The organism is Komagataeibacter kakiaceti JCM 25156, assembly GCF_000613305.1.
On record NZ_BAIO01000015.1, the window covers coordinates 1 to 20344 of the forward strand.

The window sequence follows — 20344 nt, forward strand, 5'->3', positions numbered from 1 at the left end:
CGCGCGGCGATGACCGGCGTGCGGCTGGCCCACATGGCCACGGCGGGTGACAGGCACCACAGCAGGGCGACCGGCAATTCCAGAAACAGGCTCCACGGCGCCCACATGGCCACGCAGAACGTGATCCCCATCGCCAGCAGCGGCGCGGCCAGCATCCGGCCATAATACCCGGCAAGGCCCGAACGCAGCAGCCCCGCGATCTGGGCGGCTGGCACCCACTGGAGCATGTGGCGGCGGGTGATGCCCATGCGCACGAGTGTGCGCATGATCGCATCGGTCATGAGAAAGGCCTGATGCGCCAGAAAGGTGATGTTGAGGAACGTGGTGATCGCCGCCTCGGTGCTGGCGGCGCCGAGGACGCTCAGGTAACTGCGCAGCGTGATCCATTCACGGCGCGGGACGATGTCGGGCACCACGGGCAGGAAGGCCGGTGTTGCGATGGCCAGCACGATGAATCCCGTCCAGACCAGGGCGGCGTGCAGCGGCAGGAACCAGCCCGCGACCAGTGTCAGCAGCGTAAGCGGCGTGCCGAGCGTACGGCGCAGGTTGTCGAGCATTTTCCACCGGCCCGTGCCCGGAATCCGGTCGCGTGCGGGGGTGTTGCGGCGCAGCGCGCCCGATACGATCCATGGCAGCAACTGCCAGTCACCGCGTGTCCAGCGGTGCAGCCGCTGGGCGGCGACAAGGTAGTCGGTCGGGAAATCCTCCACCACTTCCACATCCGTGACCAGCCCGGCGCGGGCGAATATCCCTTCGAACAGGTCGTGACTGAGCAGCGTGGAGTCTGGCACGCGGTTGGCGAGGGCGGCCTCGAAGGCGTCAATATCGTATATGCCCTTGCCCGCGTAGGAACCTTCGCCAAACATGTCCTGATACAGGTCGGACACGGCGGCGGAATAGGCGTCGATTCCGCTGGCGCTGGAGAAGATGCGCTGGAACAGCGTGCTCTGGTGCCCGACGGGCAGGGCGGGTGTCACGCGGGGCTGGAGAATGCCATACCCGTCGCGCACCCGGCCCGATACCGGATCGAAAGTGGGGGCGTTGAGGGGGTGCGCCATCTTGCCGATCAGGCGGCGCACGGTTTCCAGCGGCAGGCGGGTATCGGCGTCCAGTGTGATGACATAGCGGACATTGGCGGGCAGGCCATGGGCGGGTGGCAGAAATGTCGTATCCGTCGCCCCGCGCAGCAGGCGGTTGAGTTCATGAAGCTTGCCACGCTTGCGCTCCCACCCCATCCAGACCCGCTCGCTTTCGCTCCATACACGCCTGCGGTGCAGCAGGTAGAAGCGCACGCCATCGGGCAGGGGGGCGTATTTGCGGTTGAGTGCTCCATGCCCGCCAGGGCGCGTTCCAGCAGCCGCTGGTCGTCCGGGCCTTCGGCGTCCGTATGATCGGTCCAGTCGGTCAGCAGCGCGAAATGGATGGAATCATCCCGGGTGGCGAGATAATGCACTTCCAGCCGCGCCAGCAGGGCGTTGACCGTTTCATCCGTGGTCAGCAGCGCGGGTACTACAACCATGGTGCGCAGCCGGGCGGGAATACCGTCCAGCAGTTCCAGCCCCGGCAGCGCCGTTGCATGCACCGCCTCCAGCGCCACGCGGTTGACGCAGGCGACCGCGGCCTCCGAAACCGGCAGGAAGGCCAGGACCGCCAGCAGCCACAGGCCGTCCACGCCCGTTCCATAGGTCAGCCACAGGGGCAGGGCGAGGAAGAGCGCGGTCAGCAGGGTGACCATCAGGCTGTACGCCATAATGCCGTATGCGCGAAAACCACGGCCCAGCCTGCGGGAGAAGGGCGGGCGGAAGCGGATTTCGGCTTCCAGCATCCTGCGCCCCGCCATGAGCAGGTAATAGCCGGGATCGGCCTGTCGCGGGTCGCGCCGGTGCTTTCCCGCGCCCGGCGCGCCATGGTCACGGCCTGTTCGGCTATTGCCATTTCACTGTGGCTGCTGCCCCGCGCCAGATCCTCGATGGCCTTGCGGTACAGGTCACGGCTGGCGAAATCGGCCTGCGTGAAACTGTCGTAACCGGCAAAGACCGTGTTGACGAGACAGACGTGATCAAACGCTTCCGTCCAGTCAAAACCGGCGATCAGCCGCAGGCTGGTGATGACGTTGCGGATGGTGGCGTTGAACATGCCCTGTTCGTGCAGATCATCGCGCACCGCGTCATCAATGGTGGTGCCGCGATCGACAAGGCGCTGTTCAAGCCAGACAAGGGCGGAATCCTTTTCCGGATCCAGCCCGCGCGACCGGTAGGCAAGCTGCGCGGCAAAGGCGTTGTTGAGAACGGTGGGGTCCACCGTGGCGAGAAAGGCGGGAATGGCAGCGTCCGGTTCCTTGCGGTAGGTGTCAAGCCTGTCCGCCAGCCTGTCGGCGTCCCGCCTGCTGGCATTGTTGGCCATGATCGCCGCGACGACACGCCGCAGGTTCTCGATCAGGACAATCCGCAGCGTGATCGGCACCGCCCATAGCTCACCAATGGTCAGCGGGACCACGCTCTGGTACGCCATCAGGTAGTTGTACAGCACTTCAGGCTGAAGGTTGCTGTCCGTATGAGCCACCAGCGCCCATGTCACGCCAAATACCCGTGGCAGGCCGGTAAACGGGCCGTTGGCCAGCTTGGGCAGGCGCGCGTAATAACGCGGTGGCAGATCCAGATCCGTCTCGCGTATCTGCATGTCAACCAGGGCGTAGTTGTCGGCCAGCCACTGGGCCGCGGGCGTCAGTTGCTTTCCGGCCTGGATGGCGTCGGCAATGCGTATGTCGGCCGCGCGCAGGAAGGCGCTGTTTTCCGCCAGGCGTTTTGACAGGGGCTGTCCATAGCCGCCGGTGCGGGATGTGACCTTCTGGGCGCTGGCAAGGCTTCGGGCATGGGCTTCGAGCCGTTCCATGCCAAAAATCTCGCTGCGGACCGGCGCGGAATCATCCAGCCATGTCAGTTGCGGCGGGTGACCCAGCAGGCGCGCCATCCAGGAGCGTCGTTTCGCCCGGAACATGTAACCGGCCTGTAGGGATGATGCGGTGTTCCCGTCCATTCTCTGCTCCACTTACAGGCGCACGGGAACAGCGAGAGGCTGGTCCGGATGCTGTTTTATTTACGGAACAGGCTTCTTCGTGGTTGCTGCGTGGATGTTGCGCCGGGTCGCGACACAAGGGATGCGCCATTTCCGCCCGGGCGTGATGGCGCGCCCGTGCGTACGGGCGGCAGATCGGCCTTGAGGGGGATCGCGGCGTTGGCCTGGGGCGTGGCTGACCGGTCAGCCGGTGGGTCGGAGTGGCGTGTTTCGGGGGATGTACCCATTTTTCTGTTCTCCTCTATCCGGGAATTGGGGGAAGAGTGCGAACGCTACAGCGAAGTTGTGAATTCGGTGGGACGTAGGGCCGACATGGGGCCTGACTGCCACAGCCCAGCGTAAACGTGCAAAATCAGGCAGTGTTGCACGGTTATTTTCATCTTCTTTGGAGACTGTTTGAAAAAACCTGCTTCAGGAAACGCCGCCTTTGTTGAAAAAGGCGGCCCCGGAAACTTCCCCGGAACTGACAGGGTGTTTCGGGGCGAGGGTATCCGGTTCTTGCGCAGATGACATGGTGCGCGGCCTGTTCCCGCCGGAGGTAGGCCGCCGCCCGCACAGCAACGGGCCGGACCCTGCTGGATCCGGCCCGTTTCACATTGTACCCTCTGGCCCGCCGATCGGTATATCAGCGGGACCGGATTACCTGCTGCCGGTAAAAGCCTGCATGCCCGCATGCGCGCGCCGGTAAAGGCGCGTGACCTGACGGGTCAGGTCATCCTGCCCACGCAGGGTCTGGTTATGAAAGGCGCGTACGCTGTCATGCGCGGCATAGAAGCGCCGCGTTTCACGGTCTGCTTCCAGAATAACCGTGCCAAGGAAGGTGCCGTCAATTTCAACAATATGGGATTCAAGCATGGAAGTGCTGCCTTTACATGCCCGCGTATCATGTTGCGGGTGTGGGTCCGGCAGTATGTCCGCCGGTTGTTCTACTGGGTGCCCGCCTTCACCATGGGGGCGACGGGTGATGTACTACATCGGTGAATGTGACAGGTTCGTCCGGTTGTCTGGATCATGTGGGATCACTCTGCTCCATATTGCCGAAAGGGGTGTTCGCGGCGGATCATACGCCGTGGCTGTATCGCGTCAACCATAATAACTAAAAAAATGTGTGATAATTTATTTTTCGTAAAATTAAGTTAATTTTAGGAAAAGCCAGACTTTTAGTCCGAAGAGTTCATATAATAACATTTAATAACAATGTTTTAATATAAACTAACCTATTAATGGAATTTCATGCGGCTTGTCCGGTCGCGTCCCTATGGAATGGTCTGGGGGCAGGATAACGGGAATGAAACCGAACGCCTGAACCTGAAAATATTCATAAAATATGTATAATTTTAAAAATAACAATTTAATGTGTTTTATGCCCCGGTCCCATGTCCGGGGCGTGAACACATGACGGCGCAGGGATTCATCCGCTTTCACGGGCTTTAAATACTGACTGCCCGCTGGCCATAAGGGAGCCTGCGGGCAGTATTCAGCGTGCCTGTTATGTTTCAGTCCCGCCGTTCAAAAGCCCCGGCAATGCGCAACTCCACGTCATCGCCTACATAAGGCACATACATCTTTACGCCGAAGTCGCTACGCCTGATCGTGGCCGTGGCTTCGAAGCCGGTGGTATATTTCTTGTCTATCGCGTTGATGCCCGCCCCGATGAAATGAACCTTCAGCGTTTCGGGTTTCGTGACACCATGCAGCGTCAGGTTGCCAGTGACGACGGCATCGTTCTGTCCCGTCTGGCGTATGGCGGTGGAGACGAAGGTTGCGGCAGGGAACCTGCCGGCGTCAAACCACTGTTCGCCCTTCAGTTCCCCGGTCAGCCTGCTGCTGGTGGTCTGCACGGAATCCACCGGAATGGTGACGGACAGTTTCGAACGGGATGGCGCGCGGGTATCAAGTTCCAGCGTGCCGGAGGCATTGGAGAAAATGCCCGTGTAATTCGTAAACCCGAGATGCAGCACCGTGAATGTAACCTGCGTATGCGCGGGTTCGACGTCATAGCTGCCGGACTGCACCTGCGCCGGGCTGGTCACGACCTGTGCCGCAGCCGGGCCGACATGGGACAGGGACAGGGCAATAATCGCCAGCGGTAAGGAAGGAAAGCCGTATTTCACGTAAGGATACTCCGGTCAGGATGCGTTCTGGTATCAGGGCCGGAGGTCTGGCGTTATCGGATGGATGCGGTCGGCATCAATGTATGTCCGCCCTGTCTCGCACCGGAACCGCCCCCGGCCAGTGCGCAGCACCCTCATTACCGGGATGACCGGACCCGAAAAACAACGATGATGGAAACATATGGTTTCCCATACTTTCCGCTTCGTGCCGCTGTAGGGAGGGGGCGACAGGGTGTCGCGTTGTCGGGTCGGCGCGCGGTCGTATGGTCTGTTCCCGCATTGTCAGGCTCAGTTCAGGCGGTGCGACTGCGGGTCGGTAATGCCGTAAGCCTGCAACATGTTATCGAACGATTTTTCAAAGACGAGACGGATACGGGGCTTGGGCCTGCCGTTTTCAAATGTATCGTCCGTTGCGGCCAGAAGCGGGCTGAGCGGGTGCATTTCGGTCATCGCACGGACCTGGGCGCGATGGCCGGTATCGGATGCGGTCATGATGGTCAGTTTCCGCGTAACTTCCTGCAACCGTTTTTCCAGCCGCCTGGCGTACAGTTTCCATGCCTGAAAGTCGGTTTCCTTTCGTTCGGCGGCTTCTTTGTAATCAGCGTCGGATTTGAACGGATTATCAAGCATGTCTGATCCTCTCTGGTCAGGATTTACGCATGTGCGGAAATGTCTGTCGGCCTGTGGGGAAACATGTGGAAGCTCCGGAGAAGCAGGCCATAATATCATTGCGTGAATGTTATGCGGATTGATATTTTTTTGTTTCGTATTCAGAATTAAAAGCAATATCCGTGCCAGCCTGATGGTCGCGCCGGGGCGACGGGTTCAGGACCGATCACATCACTGTAACAGGTCGGTCCCGCAAGCCGTCGGTCTGTAACGAAAGGCAACCTGAAAAACTCTGCCCGGAGACCATTCCACAGACCATAAGGAAATTTCCGGTAAAGCCCTTTTAAAAAGCCCCGGAAAACACGGTCTTTTTAAAAAGGCCGGCATTCCGGTGCTTTGTCCATTTATCCGGTCGCCTTCTGGTCCTGACGGCTGGATGGCGCTTTCCAGCGGTTGAGAAGGAGCGAGTTGCTGACAACGGATACCGAACTCATGGCCATGGCGGCCCCCGCCACGATCGGGTTGAGCATGCCAAAGGCGGCCAGCGGCAGGCCAAGAATATTATAGATGAAGGCAAAAAAGAGATTCTGCCGGATTTTGGCCAGTGTCGCGCGGGAGAGTGAAATGGCGTCCAGCACACTGCCCAGTTCACTTTTCATCAGCACGACATCGGCCGTATCCAGCGCAATGGCGGCGCCCGCCCCGATGGCGAAACCGACATCCGCCGCCGCCAGCGCCGGGGCGTCGTTTATGCCGTCGCCCACCATGCCCACGGTCTGCCCCTCGGCCCGGTATTTCGCCACGCCCTTCGCCTTGTCACCGGGCAGCACGCCAGCCAGATAGTCATCCACGCCAACCTGTCGCGCCACGACCGCCGCCGCGTGCTCGTTATCTCCGGTCAGCATCACGACCCTGATTCCCGCCCTGTGTAGCGCCGCAACGGTTTCAGTCGCATCGGCGCGCAGGCGGTCGGACAGGGCGATATAGCCCAGGGCGCGCGCATCCGCGGCCACCGCGATGACGGTCTTGCCTTCCTGCTCCAGCCTGGTGATGAGGGGGGTATCCAGCGCAAGTCCGGCCCCGGTCAGGAAACGGGGGGAGCCGAGGCGGATCAGCGCGCCTTCCATCCGTGCGGTCACGCCCAGACCCGGCAGCGCCTGAAAATCCGTAACGGTCCGCGCCGGGATTCCGGCGCTCGCGGTGTAATCGGCAATGGCGCGGGCCAGAGGATGCTCGGAATCCTTCTCCAGCGTGCAGGCGACGGCCAGCAGATGCGCGGGCTCAACGCCCGGTGCGGGCCGCACATCGCTCACGCCCGGCTGGCCTTCGGTCAGGGTGCCGGTCTTGTCCATGATGATGGTGGTCAGTTTTTCCGCCTGTTCCAGTGCGTTGGCGTTGCGGAACAGGATGCCCGCGCGCGCGCCCAGCCCCGTGCCGACCATGATGGCCGTGGGTGTGGCCAGCCCCAGCGAGCAGGGGCAGGCGATGACCAGAACGGACACGGCGGAGACAAGGCTCCATGTCGCGCTGCCTGTCACCAGCCACCCGATCAGGAATGTCAGCAGCGCCAGAACCAGCACGGCGGGCACGAAAATGGCCGCGACCCTGTCGGCCAGTCGCTGTACATGGGCCTTTGACCCCTGCGCCTGTTCCACCATGTTCACGATATGCGCCAGCGCCGTATCCGCGCCCACGCCGGTAGCCCGGATGCGCAGGGCGCCGGTGGTGTTCATCGTGCCGCCAAACACCTTGTCCGCGGCCTTTTTCAGTACCGGTAAGCTCTCCCCCGTCAGCATGGCTTCGTTCACATCGGACGCGCCATCCACAACCTCGCCATCAACCGCGATACTTTCGCCCGGCCGGACAATCACAATATCGTTCACGCGCACATCCGCGACCGGGCGGTCGGTGACCACGCCATCACTTTCCACATGTGCGACCTGGGGCTGTAGCCGCAGCAGCCTTTCAATTCCCGCGCTGGTCCTGTCGCGCGCGCGGGTCTCCATCAGCCTGCCCAGAGAGATCAGCGTGATGATGGCGACATCCGCCTCGAAATAGACAGGCTGCTTCAGGCCCAGCACCATGACGGCGGTGCTGAAGACATAGGTGATGCCCGTGCCCAGCACCACCAGCACATCCATGTTGGCCGAACCGCCACGCACCGCGTTCCATGCGCGCCGGTACAGGTGGCGCGCGCAGTAAAACTGCACCACCGTCGCCAGCGCGCATTGCAGCCAGTCGGGCATCATGTAGGGAGAGCCCGCGAACATCGCCGCCATCTGCGCGAAGAAGGGGAGGGACAGGGCCAGTGTCAGCACGAAGCCGTTGCGTTCCGCCCGCCATGCCTGTTCGCGCCGCGCATGTTCGTCCACGGGCAGGCTGTCATCCAGCACGGTTGCGCCAAAACCGGCTTTTTCTATCCGGGCGATAAAGGTATCCGGCCCGACAATGCCGGGCACGAAGGCGACATGCGCCCTCTGGGCCGCGAAATTTACGCTCGCCCGTGTCAGGGGAAGGCGGTTGAGGATTTTCTCGATCCGCGCGGCGCAGCTGGCGCAGCTCATGCCGGTCAGGGACAGGTCCACACTCTGTTCAGCCACCGTGAAACCGGCCTTGCGCACGGCGGCGATGACATTGGCGATGGACGCCGTGGGGCTGTCCAGCATGACCTGCGCGCGACCGGCGGCGAAATTGACCGCCGCCTTCACCCCGTCCTGACGGTTCAGGATCTTTTCGATCCGCGCGGCGCAGGCGGCACAGCTCATACCGCCGACAGGGAAGCCAAAGGTCTCGGACACGGCCACGCTCCTTGCGTATTCACCGCTGATTTTATACCCCCTCAAGGTATTATCAAGAACGTCCCGATGTTTTTCTGAAAAGACGATACTGCCGCTATTGCCCGGCGGGGGCGCTCATCACTTCACGGAGCCGTGTATCCGTGATTGCAGTATTACGTAATATTTCCGCGCCCGATCCTGTGTTGTCGTACACCAGACGTGAACCTGCCATTCGCTAATATAGGGGCCGCAGAGGTTGCGGCATCCCGTTACGTGGCGGTATCCGTAACATTCAACCACCGCATTCCGCTCAGCCATGCCTGTTTCTTCCGGCATCCCGGCTGGACAGACAGGCATGAGAGGCGACACCATATGGCTGTAGACCGGTCGTGTTTTTCCACCAGCGTGCATCTGACCGCCCCCAACAGCATACGGATGGCTCAGGCGCTGCGTATGTCACGCCGTGACATGCTGCTGGGCGCCATGGGGCTGGCCACCGTGGCGCTGGGCGCGAAACAGGGCCTGGCCGCGACGGTTGATGAAGACCCGGTGGCGCCGCTGTTCCTGGCCCTTTCCCAACGGCTGACGGATCGTGACACGCTGGACCCGCAGGTCGGTCACGCCCTGTACGCCGGGATCATCCACGCGGTGCCCGACCGGCGCGCGCAGATCCAGAACCTTCACGCGCTTATGGCGGGCGGCACCTTCAGCAGCGCCAGCGCGCTGGCCCGCGCGGCCGAACATGCGGACCCGGTGTTCAAGGATGTGATCCATGACATCATGACCGGCTGGTACCGTGGCGTTGCCGACCAGAAGGTCGTGGTATACCGCTCGGCTCTGATGTTCGACATTACCAGCGACGCGGTCTACCCCAAGACCTATGCCGCCGGGGGGCCGTTCTACTGGACCCGGACCCCGCCGGAAGTGGCGGTTCCAACGGGCGAGCCTGCCCTTTCGCCTTCAAAATTCGTTGTAGAACCCACCTGAACCCGGAGCGTCCCATGCCATCTGAACAGGATCTTTCAGCCGATGTCGTCATCGTCGGCTCTGGCGTCGCGGGCAGTTCCATTGCCAATGAGCTGGCGCGGGCGGGCATTTCCGTCATCGTGCTGGAGGCGGGGCCGCGTGTCGACCGGCAGCATTTTGTCGAGAATTTCCGCAATCTGGAAAACAAGCCCTCCTATCAGGGGCCTTTTCCCTCCGTGCCATGGGCGGAGCATCCACCCAACCAGATCACGCCAAACGAGTACCTGCATACCACCGGCCCGGACGCGGAGGCCTATCAGCAGGTCTATCTGCGCATGATGGGGGGCACCACGTGCACTGGGCAGGGTGCGCATGGCGGTACCTGCCATCGGATTTCGAACTGAAGACCCGGTATGGGCAGGGGCGTGACTGGGCGCTGAAATACGACGATCTGGAACCGTTCTACTATCAGGCGGAAGTCATGATGGGGGTGTGCGGGCCGGACGCGGCGAAGGAGGATCTCGGCTCCCCACGCCGCCAGCCCTACCCGATGGAGCGCTGCCCATTTCGTACGCGGCGCAGCAGTTCCGCAAGCTGATCAGCGAAAAGACGCCCTATCGCGTGGTGCATGAACCGCAGGCGCGCAACACCCGCCCCTACGATAACCGCCCCACCTGCGAAGGGCACAACAACTGCATGCCGATCTGTCCCATCGGGGCCATGTATAACGGCAGCTACTCCGTCTATCATGCCGAGGCGGCGGGCGCGCGTTTCGTTCCCAATGCGGTGGTGTACAAAATCGAGCGTGACAGCGCCAACAAGCGTGTTACCGCCGTGCATTATTATGACCCCGACAAGGATCGCACCGCGTTACCGGCAAGTATTTCGTAATCGCCGCGCATTGTATCGAGACGGCGAAGCTCCTGCTGGTTTCCGCCGATGAGCAGAGCCCCGATGGCATCGCCAACAGTTCCGGCCATGTCGGCCGGAACATGATGGACCATACGGGGGTGCAGGTCACCTTCATCAGTGGCGACAAGGCGCTGTGGCCGGGCAGGGGACCGCTTGAAACCAACGTGATCGACAATTTCCGTGATGGAAACTGGCGTAACGAACGCGGCGCCTATCTCGTGCACATGGTGGATGACAACCAGGTTGACCTGGCCACGTCGCTTGCGATTTCCAAGGGATATGTCGGGAAGGAACTGGAGGAGCAGATCCGCTATCTCGCCTCCCATACCGTCCGGCTGTTCAGCCATAATGAAGGGCTGGCCGACCCGCAGAACCGCCTGACGCTGAGCAGCACGTACAAGGACGCGCTGGGTATTCCGCACCCGGAAGTCTTTTATAAACTTCCCGAATATACCGTGAAAAGCTGCGAGCATACCCGTGGTCTGTTCCGGGAACTGATCGGCCTCATGCACGGCACGGACGAGCAGTGGACGCCGGGCTACTTCCCGCAGGACCATCCCGCCGGCAGCACCATCATGGGGAGCGACCCGAAGGATTCCGTGGTGGATGGCTTCTGCCGCACGCATGACCACGAGAACATGTTCATCGCGAGTTCGTCCGTCTTTTCCTCGGTTGGAACCGGCAATATCACCCTGACCGTCGCAGCACTCGCATTGCGTGTGGCCGACACGCTGAAAAAAGAACTTTCCCATGCCTGATGTTGCACACAAAATCCTGTGGTCGGTTCTGGGGGCGGGAGTAGGGCTGGCTGTTCTGTCCACGGAACCCGCCCGCGCGGATGAGCCTTCCGCCGAGCTTCTGGCGCACGGCAAATATATCGCCACGGCGGGGGACTGCATTGCCTGCCATACCAAACCCGGCGGCCAGCCCTTTGCGGGCGGGCTGAGCATCACGACGCCGATGGGTGATGTCATTTCAACCAACATCACCCCCGATCCCGACCACGGGATTGGCAAATATACGCTACAGGATTTCGAGAAGAGCGTGCGCCACGGCATCCGCCGGGATGGTAGCCGCCTTTACCCGGCCATGCCTTATGTCTCCTATTCCGGCATGACGGATGACGATGTCACGGCACTGTATGCGTGGTTCATGCATGACGTGAAACCCGTGGCCGAAACCCCGCCCGCCACGGCGCTCAATTTCCCGGCCAACCTGCGCATCACCATGGCGGTGTGGAACCTTGTGGCGGGTGAGAGCGACCCGGAAACGGGGGACGCCGCGACGTTCGACAAGCTGCGGCGGGGAAAATACATCGCCCATGCGCTGGCGCATTGCGGCACCTGCCATACGCCCCGCAACGTCATGCTGAGCGAGAAAGAGGACAGTTATCTGGCCGGTGCGTCCCTGCTGGGGTGGTACGCGCCTGATATTACATCCAGCAAGACCAGCGGCATCGGGGACTGGAGCGAGGATGAACTGGTGGCCTATCTGCGCACCGGTCATATCGACGGGCTGAGCCAGGCGGCCGGACCGATGGGGAGGTGGTTGAGCACAGCACCAGCCACCTGACCGATACGGACCTGCACGCCCTGGCCGCCTATATCCTTCAGGTTCCGGCCAAGGAGGACGATGCCGAACACGCGCCCCGCGCACGTATCGGGCAGGCCCTGAATGTGCCGGACATCCGTTCGGGCGATCTTACCCGCATCGACAATCTCGATCCGATGGACGGCAAGGGCGTGTATGACGCCAACTGCGCCTCCTGCCATGGTGATAACGGGGCGGGGTCGAGCAACCGCTATGTACCTTCCCTGTTCCATAACGCCGTTGTCGGGTCCGGGCATCCGGATAACCTGATCATGACCGTGCTGGAGGGTGTGGACCGGACCGCGAATGGCGTTCATGCCTATATGCCCGGCTTTGGCCAGAATTCCGATGTGCAGCGCCTGAGCAACACGGAAGTCGCGGCCGTGGTCAATTATGTGACCAAAACCTTCGGCAGTGGCGATCATGGCGTCACACCCGAACAGGTCGCCACGCAGCGTGGGGAAACGCCTAAAACGCCCTGAACTACCCAGAGGCCGATTGAAAACAACTGATTGATAAAAAACAATAAAAGTTTTTGGGTGCCGCCTTTTTTCAAAAAGGCGGCGTTTCCCGAAGCTTTTTGAAAAAAGCTTTACCGAAAACGTCCCTAAAATTTAGGGAATGTCCCAAAGGCCGGTTTTTCAAACAGTTCCTTGCACCGGGACGCGCCTGCTCCTTATGATGGGTGCGTCCTCGGGGCTTTCCTGCCGGGGCGTGTAACCTCCGCGCCTGTCATGCGTTAGTGCGTATTGCTGGCGATCGTGCCGGTCATATGCTATGCGGGATGGGTAGGTGGCAGGAAAATACGTTTCGTTATGATACGTTTCATCACCGATTTCGCCGATCAGGGCGACATTCTGCCGGTCGTGGCCACGGTTGCGGCCGTTATGGTCTGGCGGGAGTGGCGGCGGGGCGCTTCCGTCTGGCTTGGCACGGTTATCCTGACGCTGGCGCTCATGCTGGTCCTGAAAATTATGGGCCTGTATTATGCCGTATTCATGCAGGCCCCCGTTTTCAGCCCCAGTGGCCATGTCGCGTCGGCCTGCCTTGTCTATGGCAGCCTGTTGATCATGATGGGGCGTGAGGCGTTTATCGGCCTTCCCTCCCTTACGATGCTGCCCCTGATGGCCGTGGCGGCTGTCATGGCCTATACCCGGCTTGTATTACACGCCCATTCGGTGTCCGAGGTTGTAACCGGCGCATGATCGGATCAATAGCCGCCGTGGTGCTGGGGTTCAAATGCGGCCCGGTGCCGAAGGCGTTGTGGCTTTACCTGTTGCCCGCAGTGGTCGGGAGCGCCTTCCTGTTTCATGGATGGCATTTGGGGGCGGAAGTGGCCATCAGGAACCTGGTCCTGTCTGAAGGAAGTTCGGTAAGTCATTTCGTATATAAAATATTTGTATAATATCTCTTTTTTTGTATTTCATAATCTGATCCCCTTCAGGAAACATCCCATAAATCATAAGAAAGTTTTTGGTGAAGCTTTTTTTCAAAAAGCTTCGGGAAACGCCGCCTTTTTGAAAAAGGTAGCACCCAAAAACATTTATTATTCATTATCAATACACTGTTTCTACTTCCATCATGTCATTTCCAGCAGATGGATAGTGCATTTTATGCCGGACGAGGCGGCATGATCACAGGGCATTACCTGTAACATATCAGATTTCAGAAGATCAGACGCGGTAATGTGTGGCGTCAAACGATCTTCATACCGTCGCCTTGGCATGTTTCATGCCTGCTCAAGAAAGCTGACAGTAAAGACCCAGATCCATTTCTTTGTAAGATCAGTATATTCGTAATCCGCATCGGGACAGGAAGCCAGGTGCCCCCGGAATACGAAACCCCTCACCCATATCAGGATCGTCCTGATGCGGGTGAGGGGCTGGTCCGTCGCTGGTTGACCCGGACGGGATCAACCAGAAGCAGGGATTTAGAACGGTGCGTCGATATCGACGACATCAATCAGCTTGTGATTGACGAATTCCTTGATGCCAAGGCCAATCAGTTCACGGCCATAGCCGGAACGGGCCACGCCACCAAACGGCAGGTCCGCCTTCACCATGGTCGGGTGGTTGACATAGACCATGCCGGTATAGATCTGTTCGGCAACCTTCACGCCGCGCTTCGTGTCCTTCGTGAAGACGGAGCCACCCAGCCCGAACGGGGAGTCGTTGGCGATGCGGATGGCGTCCGCCTCGTCCTTGGCGCGGTAAAGCTGCGTGACGGGACCGAAGAACTCCCACAGGCGGGCTTCATTGTCCTTGTGCAGGTTGGTCATGAGCAGCGGACGGAAGAAGGCCCCGTCATTGGGCACCGGCGCGCCGATGGTCTCGACCACCGCGCCGTGCTTCTTGGCTTCCTCGACCTGTGCCGCCAGTTCATCAGCCGCCTTCTGCGAGGACAGCGGGGCCAGCGTCGTGGTCGGGTCCATCGGGTCACCGGCCTTCAGTTCGGCCACACCCTTCTTGTACAGTTCGACAAACCGGTCATAGACCGCGTCCACCACGATCATCCGCTTGGCCGAGACACAGACCTGGCCGGCATTCCAGTGGCGACCGAACACCGCCCACTTCACCGTCTTTTCCAGATCCGCGTCTTCCAGCACGATGAAGGCGTCGGAGCCGCCCAGTTCCATCGTGGATTTCTTGAGCGCCTTGGCCGCGACACCGGCCACGATCGCCCCGGCGCCTTCGGAACCGGTCAGCGCCACGCCACATACGCGCGGATCGCTCAGGATCACTTCGGTATGGTGGCGGGCCGCATACAGGTTGCGGAACGCGCCCTTGGGCAGGCCGGCTTCCTGCATCAGGCTGTCAAACGCGGCGGCGCACTGCGCACGTTGGATGCGTGCTTGAGCAGCACCGTGTTCCCGGCGGAAAGCTGCGGCGCGATGATGCGGGCGATCTGGTAGTAAGGGAAGTTCCACGGTTCGATCGCGAAAACGATGCCCTGCGGCTGATGGACCAGAACGGCCTTGCCTTCCTTCGGGTCGGCAACGGGCAGCGTTTCGGGGGCCAGCAGGCGTTCGGCATTCGCGGCGTAATATTCAAAGATTTCCGCCGAAAGTTCGGTTTCCAGCTTTGCTTCCCCGTAGAGCTTGCCCATTTCAAGGGTCAGCAGGCGGGCGTATTTGTCGATATCACGACGCAGAATGGCCGCCGCCTTCGTCATGACCTTCGCGCGTTCGGCAAAGGAGACGTGACGCCATGCCTTGAAGGCTTCATAGGCGTCGGTCAGGGCGGTCTGGATTTCCTGATCAGTTGCTTCGGGGAAGGTTTTCAGCTTCTCGCCAGTATAGGGGTTGGTCGTTGTATAAGCCATGGACGGGTCTGTTCCTGTATCGTTTGGTCAAGTATATATTTCGCGCGCGGGCGTGCAAGAATCGTTTTTGCTACCACCAACGGACATAACCTGCAAAAGTTCATTTGAACACAGGGGGCATAAACGGCCCATATACGGGAGAAAACCCGTCCTTTTTGCCGTTTTTCTGGTAACCCGTCTTGCCGGTGGCGTGAAACCCGCAAGATCGCCGCGCCTGATATAACACATTATTTAATAACCACCGGCGCGTGCGGTGAAATCCGTGGGAATGCGGAGAGGAAGCGCATCCGGTCATGACGGCATGAAATTGGCGCTTTTTTATGGCAATGCCCGAGCGTGGCGCACGGGCGCTGTGGCCCGGAGCGCTCGACTGTGGAGAGGCCGTTGGGCGGCGCCGGTTTGTGCGTTTTCAGACATCTGGCAGGGAAGTGGGGCAGGGGAACCATCCGCAAAGTCGGCGGAAGCGGTCCGTCGCCAGATTTCGGAGCAGGTTTATCAGGAAGTTGTTTGAAAATAACTGATTGATAAAATTAGGTGTTCTGAACGCTGCCTTTTTTCAAAAAACTTCCCCCGAAACTTCCTGATTATTTTTGCGGAATGTCCCTGAACAGGCTTTTCAGGCAGCCTCCTGTCGCGGCCCTGCTTCATTGCCTCCCACAATACATCTGGCCCGGATCTGGGGCGGCGTAGTCCTGTGCGGAACCTGGCACATTTCTTGCGCTGTCAGAATTACAGCGGGGTCCGGATGCGGCAGTTGGGTGTTCAGGCAAAGGGCGGGTCCAAAGGCTCATATGATCCGGATGATGCATAAAGGGTGATTGCCACAGGCAGGCGTGAATGGGGTGGAGGTCCGGATGATGACGCTACATGATCGGCATGGATGTTATCGCTCCTGATAAAGTTGTAAATGGGGGGATATGACCTGGCATCCATGTCGCGGCGCGGAGGAATGGATCGGATCAATTCATAAATTGCATTGCGATTTGTTCTCATTCGTGTTTATGCTGGATTCACATTTTATGGGTGAGATGGATAAATGTTTGTCTGCTCTTGTAATATGCTGACGGATGCGGATGTGGAGAAGGCCGTACGTAATGGCGCGGTCCGGCCGAAGGAAGTCTATGAATCCAAGGGTTGCCGTGCGCAGTGTGGCAACTGCGTGCCGGGCGTGGTGTGCATTCTGCGGCAGCTCGCCCGGCAGGGATGCATGACCGTGGCGGAGACCGCCCACCTGTCCGGTAACCTGCAACCGACCTGAACCGGGGGCGGAGTCCGCTCTGCTTTACGGTCAATAAAAAACGGCACCAGGTGAAGGGTGCCGTTTGAAATGCTCAGGATCAGGGGCGGGGCTGCCGCCCGCATTCGCATGGCCCGTAGGCCGTGGACTGAGGGGCTATCGGAAAAGCCCGGCACAGTGAATGCCCCACGAATCATAAGAAAGTTTCTGGTGAAGCTTTTTCCAAAAAGCTTCAGGAAGCGCCGCCTTTCCGAAAAAAAGGCGCGCCCGGATTTTAAATGGCTTCTACCGCCGCGCCCCTTCCTGCCTCGGCAGGGGAGCGGGCGAGGCCCCCGTGGCGAGGCGCATGGCCGCCGCCAGTGCGAATGTCGCCGTCATGTTAATGCCCAGCGCCAGCAGCCCGGTTGAAACGGAAGCCGAAAAACCGGCAAAGGCGATGGGATGCACCGGCTTCAGCCCGTCCATCCAGCATAGCGCCAGCCCCGATACGGACCCGATGACCCAGCCGGTGATCAGCGCGCGCGCGGGCAGCCGCAGCGGCAGCAGGCCCATGATCAGGGCGGGAAACGTCTGCAGGATAATGACGCCGCCCAGCAGTTGCAGGTCAATGGCGAATTTGGCGTTCAGGAACACGACGCAGCCCAGCGCGCCTACCTTCACCGCAAAACCGGCAATGCGCGAACCGGTGACGGAATCCGCCCGGTGGGGCAGGATGTTATGCATGATCAGGTTGGCCGCCCCGATCGCCATGACGGAGGCCGGCACCAGCGCGCCCACCGCAATCGCGGCGAAGCAGAACCCGGCGAACCATGAAGGGAAAATGGCCAGGAAAAGCTGCGGCACCACCTGTGAGGAAGACGTGGTCACGATCCCCGCCGCATGCGCCATGAGACCGAGCAGCGCGATCAGTCCCAGCACGATGGTATAGATCGGCAGGAATACGGCGTTCTGCCGGATCGTATCGGCCGATTTCGCCGCAAGGATGCCGGTCAGCGTGTGTGGGTAAAGGAACGCCGCGAAGGCGGAGGACAGCGCAAGCGTGGCGTAGGGCACGATCTGCCCCTGCCCAAGGATATGCCCGCCCGGCGCATCGGGCAGATGCTGTGCCGCGGTATGGAACATGGCCCCGTACCCGCCCAGATGGATCGGCACGATAATGACCGCCGCCAGCACCGCGATATAGATCATCACATCCTTGATGAAGCGGTCAGCGCCGGCGCGTGCAGCCCCCCAAGCCACGTGTACCCGGCAAGGGAGAAGAAGGCGATCAGCAGCGGCAGCATGCCGGTAAAGCCCAGCGCCTCGATCACGGTGCGGATGCCGATAAGCTGGAGCGCGATATAGGGCAGCACGGCAATCAGGCCGCTGAGCGCCACGGCCATTTCAAGTGTGCGGCTGCCAAAGCGCGCGCGGACGATGTCCGCCGCCGTGGCGTGTCCCCCATCGCGCGCGATGGTCCACAGCCGGGGCATGACGGCGAATATGAAGGGATAGACGATAATGGTGTACGGCAGCGCGAAAAAGCCGAAGCCCCCGGTGGAATAGACCAGCGCCGGTACGGCGATGACAGTATAGGCGGTATAGAAATCGCCCCCGACCAGGAACCATGTGACCCAGGCGCCGAATTCACGCCCGCCCAGCCCCCATTCCTCGCCTTCGGTATGGTGGGCGGCGGCCTTGCGGCGCATCAGCAGCGGGCGCCACAGCCTGACCGTGCTGCCCAGCACGATGGTGGCCAGAAAGCACAGCACGAACACGGCGATGGCGGCGTTATCGGGCAATGTGGATGTGTTCATGACGGCCGTTCCGACTTCCATGCTGCCCAGATCAGGACGGATGTTACGGGAACCCAGGCGAGCTGGTACCAATAAAAGAACGGGAAGCCGAACAGCACCGGATCGTGCCGGTTATAGAGCGGCACCCACAGGAGCCCGGCAAAGGGCAGCAGGAGGAATATGGCTTTTTTCATATGACCGTACTTCTTGTTTTTCTGATGTGGCCGACGGGGATGTTTCTGGAATATGAAGCCCGGTGTCAACACAATTAAGGTATATCCAAAGTATTTTTTTGGATAACGATATGTTATTTTAGTTGTTGTCTATTTTTTATTGTGCAGCGCGCAATGTTTTTGTTGCGTTGCACAATGAACTGCCGGGCAAAGTCAGGGAAATCCTGATGGGGTATATATAAGATAATCACACAACTGTTATTTATTATAATATTATAATGGGAAAGCCTTTCCGGGAGCATCTGTCGGCCCATGTCGGGGATTTTTTGTTTATATCATTATAAATAAACGTATTTTACGTAGTCGCCGCATTGGTTGATTTGTTGCGTTATCATTGTTTATGAATGATATGTTGCATATGTCGTGAAAATAGTGATTGCCTCCGTATGGCCGGGGCGGCTAAATTCATCACCCGGACCTGCCAACAACAAACAATATTAAAGCGCTTTCGCCTGTTTTTTTGACCTGTTCCGGAGCAGGCGTCATTTTCTGACGGACGAACGCGCGTAGGAACGAACAGACATGACCAAATGGGTTTACAGCTTCGGAGATGGCCTGAACGAAGGGCGCGCGGATATGCGCAACCTTCTGGGCGGCAAGGGCGCCAACCTGGCGGAAATGGCGTCGATCGGGCTGCCCGTGCCGCCCGGCTTTACCATTACGACGGAAGTCTGTTCGGCCTTTTATGACAACGGCCGGAAGTATCCCGACGCGCTTCAGGCGCAGGTGGCCGAAGCCCTGCGCCGGGTCGAGAAGTCAATGGGCCTGCGCTTTGGCGATGCGGATGCGCCGCTTCTGGTCTCGGTCCGTTCCGGCGCGCGGGTGTCCATGCCCGGCATGATGGATACCGTGCTCAACCTCGGCCTGAATGACCAGACGGTGGAAGGGCTCGCCCGCTCCTCGGGTGATGCGCGTTTCGCGTGGGACAGCTACCGCCGGTTCATCCAGATGTACGGTTCGGTGGTGATGGGCGTGGCCCACCATCATTTCGAGGATGTGCTGGAGCAGTTCAAGCGCGCCAACGGCGTGGAGGAAGACACCGCCGTCACAGCGGAGCAGTGGCGCAGCATCGTGGCGGATTACCGCCTGATCATCAGCACCCATGCGGGCGTCGATTTTCCCAACGACCCGCAGGAGCAGCTCTGGGGGGCGATCGGGGCGGTGTTCGGGTCATGGATGAACCCGCGCGCCAACACCTATCGCAAACTGCACGAAATCCCGGCCTCGTGGGGCACGGCGGTCAATGTGCAGTCCATGGTGTTCGGCAACATGGGCGATGACTGCGCCACGGGCGTCTGCTTCACCCGCGATCCCTCCACCGGGGAAAACGTGTTCTATGGCGAATACCTGATCAATGCGCAGGGCGAGGACGTGGTTGCGGGCATCCGTACGCCCCAGCCCATGGCCTGCGCGCGGGCCGAAGCCGGTCAGCACCCGATGGAAACCGTGCTGCCGGAAGCCTATGGCGAACTCATGCGCGTGCGCTCCATACTGGAGACACATTACAAGGACATGCAGGACATCGAATTCACCGTCCAGCGCAACGTCCTGTACATTCTCCAGACCCGCAGCGGCAAGCGTACCGCCGCCGCCGCGCTGAAAATCGCCATCGACATGGCGCGTGAGGGGCTGATCACGCAGGAAGACGCCATCCGCCGGGTGCCCGCGTCCTCGCTCGACCAGCTTCTGCATCCCACCCTCGACCCCAAGGCCGAGCGCGTGCAGCTGACCCGTG

10 protein-coding genes and 5 pseudogenes are annotated in these 20344 nt (G+C 60.2%); 6 read left to right on the forward strand and 9 right to left on the reverse strand.

What is annotated here, in order from left to right; all coding sequences use genetic code 11:
• The 6 genes and pseudogenes from JCM25156_RS26995 to JCM25156_RS02745 all read right to left on the reverse strand — a co-directional run.
• Nucleotides 1-2997, reverse strand: a pseudogene (locus JCM25156_RS26995) (glycosyl transferase); the annotation flags it as partial.
• A gap of 95 nt (nucleotides 2998-3092) precedes the next feature.
• Nucleotides 3093-3302, reverse strand: coding sequence for a hypothetical protein (locus JCM25156_RS28510; protein WP_148299284.1), 210 nt, complete (start codon nucleotides 3300-3302; stop codon nucleotides 3093-3095).
• A 412-nt stretch (nucleotides 3303-3714) separates the two neighbouring features.
• A complete protein-coding gene (locus tag JCM25156_RS02725) occupies nucleotides 3715-3930 on the reverse strand; it encodes a hypothetical protein (RefSeq protein ID WP_025812061.1) in 216 nt (71 codons plus the stop codon).
• A gap of 641 nt (nucleotides 3931-4571) precedes the next feature.
• Nucleotides 4572-5156, reverse strand: coding sequence for a YceI family protein (locus JCM25156_RS02735; RefSeq protein WP_407637093.1), 585 nt, complete (start codon nucleotides 5154-5156; stop codon nucleotides 4572-4574).
• Between the two features lie 321 nt (nucleotides 5157-5477).
• Entirely contained in the window at nucleotides 5478-5819 is a 342-nt protein-coding gene (locus JCM25156_RS02740) for a hypothetical protein (RefSeq protein WP_025812063.1), read from the reverse strand.
• 383 nt (nucleotides 5820-6202) lie between these two features.
• Nucleotides 6203-8596 carry a heavy metal translocating P-type ATPase gene (locus tag JCM25156_RS02745; RefSeq protein ID WP_025812064.1) on the reverse strand — a complete coding sequence of 798 codons (2394 nt, stop codon included), beginning with the start codon at nucleotides 8594-8596 and terminating at the stop codon, nucleotides 6203-6205.
• 351 nt (nucleotides 8597-8947) lie between these two features.
• Between JCM25156_RS02745 and JCM25156_RS02750 the strand changes: the two genes are divergently transcribed.
• From JCM25156_RS02750 to JCM25156_RS20980, 4 genes and pseudogenes are all read left to right on the forward strand, one after another.
• On the forward strand, nucleotides 8948-9562 hold the full coding sequence (locus JCM25156_RS02750) for a sugar dehydrogenase complex small subunit (RefSeq protein WP_025812065.1): 615 nt from the start codon (nucleotides 8948-8950) through the stop codon (nucleotides 9560-9562).
• Nucleotides 9563-9576: 14 nt separating this feature from the next.
• Nucleotides 9577-11211 (forward strand): annotated as a pseudogene (locus JCM25156_RS20970) (GMC family oxidoreductase).
• Nucleotides 11204-12525: pseudogene (locus JCM25156_RS20975) on the forward strand (c-type cytochrome). The pseudogenes JCM25156_RS20970 and JCM25156_RS20975 overlap by 8 nt, the downstream one beginning before the upstream one ends.
• 333 nt (nucleotides 12526-12858) lie before the next feature.
• Nucleotides 12859-13248 carry a phosphatase PAP2 family protein gene (locus JCM25156_RS20980; RefSeq protein WP_242402427.1) on the forward strand — a complete coding sequence of 130 codons (390 nt, stop codon included), beginning with the start codon at nucleotides 12859-12861 and terminating at the stop codon, nucleotides 13246-13248.
• Nucleotides 13249-13973: 725 nt separating this feature from the next.
• Here the strand turns inward: JCM25156_RS20980 and JCM25156_RS20985 are convergent.
• Nucleotides 13974-15364 (reverse strand): annotated as a pseudogene (locus JCM25156_RS20985) (NAD-dependent succinate-semialdehyde dehydrogenase).
• 1036 nt (nucleotides 15365-16400) lie between these two features.
• Here JCM25156_RS20985 and JCM25156_RS02775 point away from each other — a divergent pair.
• Nucleotides 16401-16622 (forward strand): (2Fe-2S)-binding protein, encoded by a 222-nt coding sequence (locus JCM25156_RS02775; protein WP_025812066.1) that lies wholly within the window; start codon nucleotides 16401-16403, stop codon nucleotides 16620-16622.
• Nucleotides 16623-16886: 264 nt separating this feature from the next.
• Here the strand turns inward: JCM25156_RS02775 and JCM25156_RS20990 are convergent.
• Together JCM25156_RS20990 and JCM25156_RS27575 are read right to left on the reverse strand one after the other, a co-directional pair.
• Nucleotides 16887-18397: pseudogene (locus JCM25156_RS20990) on the reverse strand (sodium:solute symporter family protein).
• A complete protein-coding gene (locus JCM25156_RS27575; RefSeq protein WP_025812067.1) occupies nucleotides 18394-18570 on the reverse strand; it encodes a DUF3311 domain-containing protein in 177 nt (58 codons plus the stop codon). Before JCM25156_RS27575 ends, JCM25156_RS20990 begins: the two are co-directional and overlap by 4 nt.
• A gap of 561 nt (nucleotides 18571-19131) precedes the next feature.
• Between JCM25156_RS27575 and JCM25156_RS02790 the strand changes: the two genes are divergently transcribed.
• A partial coding sequence (locus JCM25156_RS02790; RefSeq protein ID WP_025812068.1) for a PEP/pyruvate-binding domain-containing protein occupies nucleotides 19132-20344 on the forward strand: 1213 nt, incomplete at its 3' end.

What these genes read in the sequence shown, in the direction of transcription:
- JCM25156_RS02775 (WP_025812066.1), top strand. Translation starts at nt 16,401, where the DNA reads ATGTTTGTCTGCTCTTGTAATATGCTGACGGATGCGGATGTGGAGAAG.
- JCM25156_RS02725 (WP_025812061.1), bottom strand. Translation starts at nt 3,930, where the DNA reads ATGCTTGAATCCCATATTGTTGAAATTGACGGCACCTTCCTTGGCACG.
- JCM25156_RS20980 (WP_242402427.1), top strand. Translation starts at nt 12,859, where the DNA reads ATGATACGTTTCATCACCGATTTCGCCGATCAGGGCGACATTCTGCCG.
- JCM25156_RS28510 (WP_148299284.1), bottom strand. Translation starts at nt 3,302, where the DNA reads ATGGGTACATCCCCCGAAACACGCCACTCCGACCCACCGGCTGACCGG.
- JCM25156_RS27575 (WP_025812067.1), bottom strand. Translation starts at nt 18,570, where the DNA reads ATGAAAAAAGCCATATTCCTCCTGCTGCCCTTTGCCGGGCTCCTGTGG.
- JCM25156_RS02740 (WP_025812063.1), bottom strand. Translation starts at nt 5,819, where the DNA reads ATGCTTGATAATCCGTTCAAATCCGACGCTGATTACAAAGAAGCCGCC.
- JCM25156_RS02750 (WP_025812065.1), top strand. Translation starts at nt 8,948, where the DNA reads ATGGCTGTAGACCGGTCGTGTTTTTCCACCAGCGTGCATCTGACCGCC.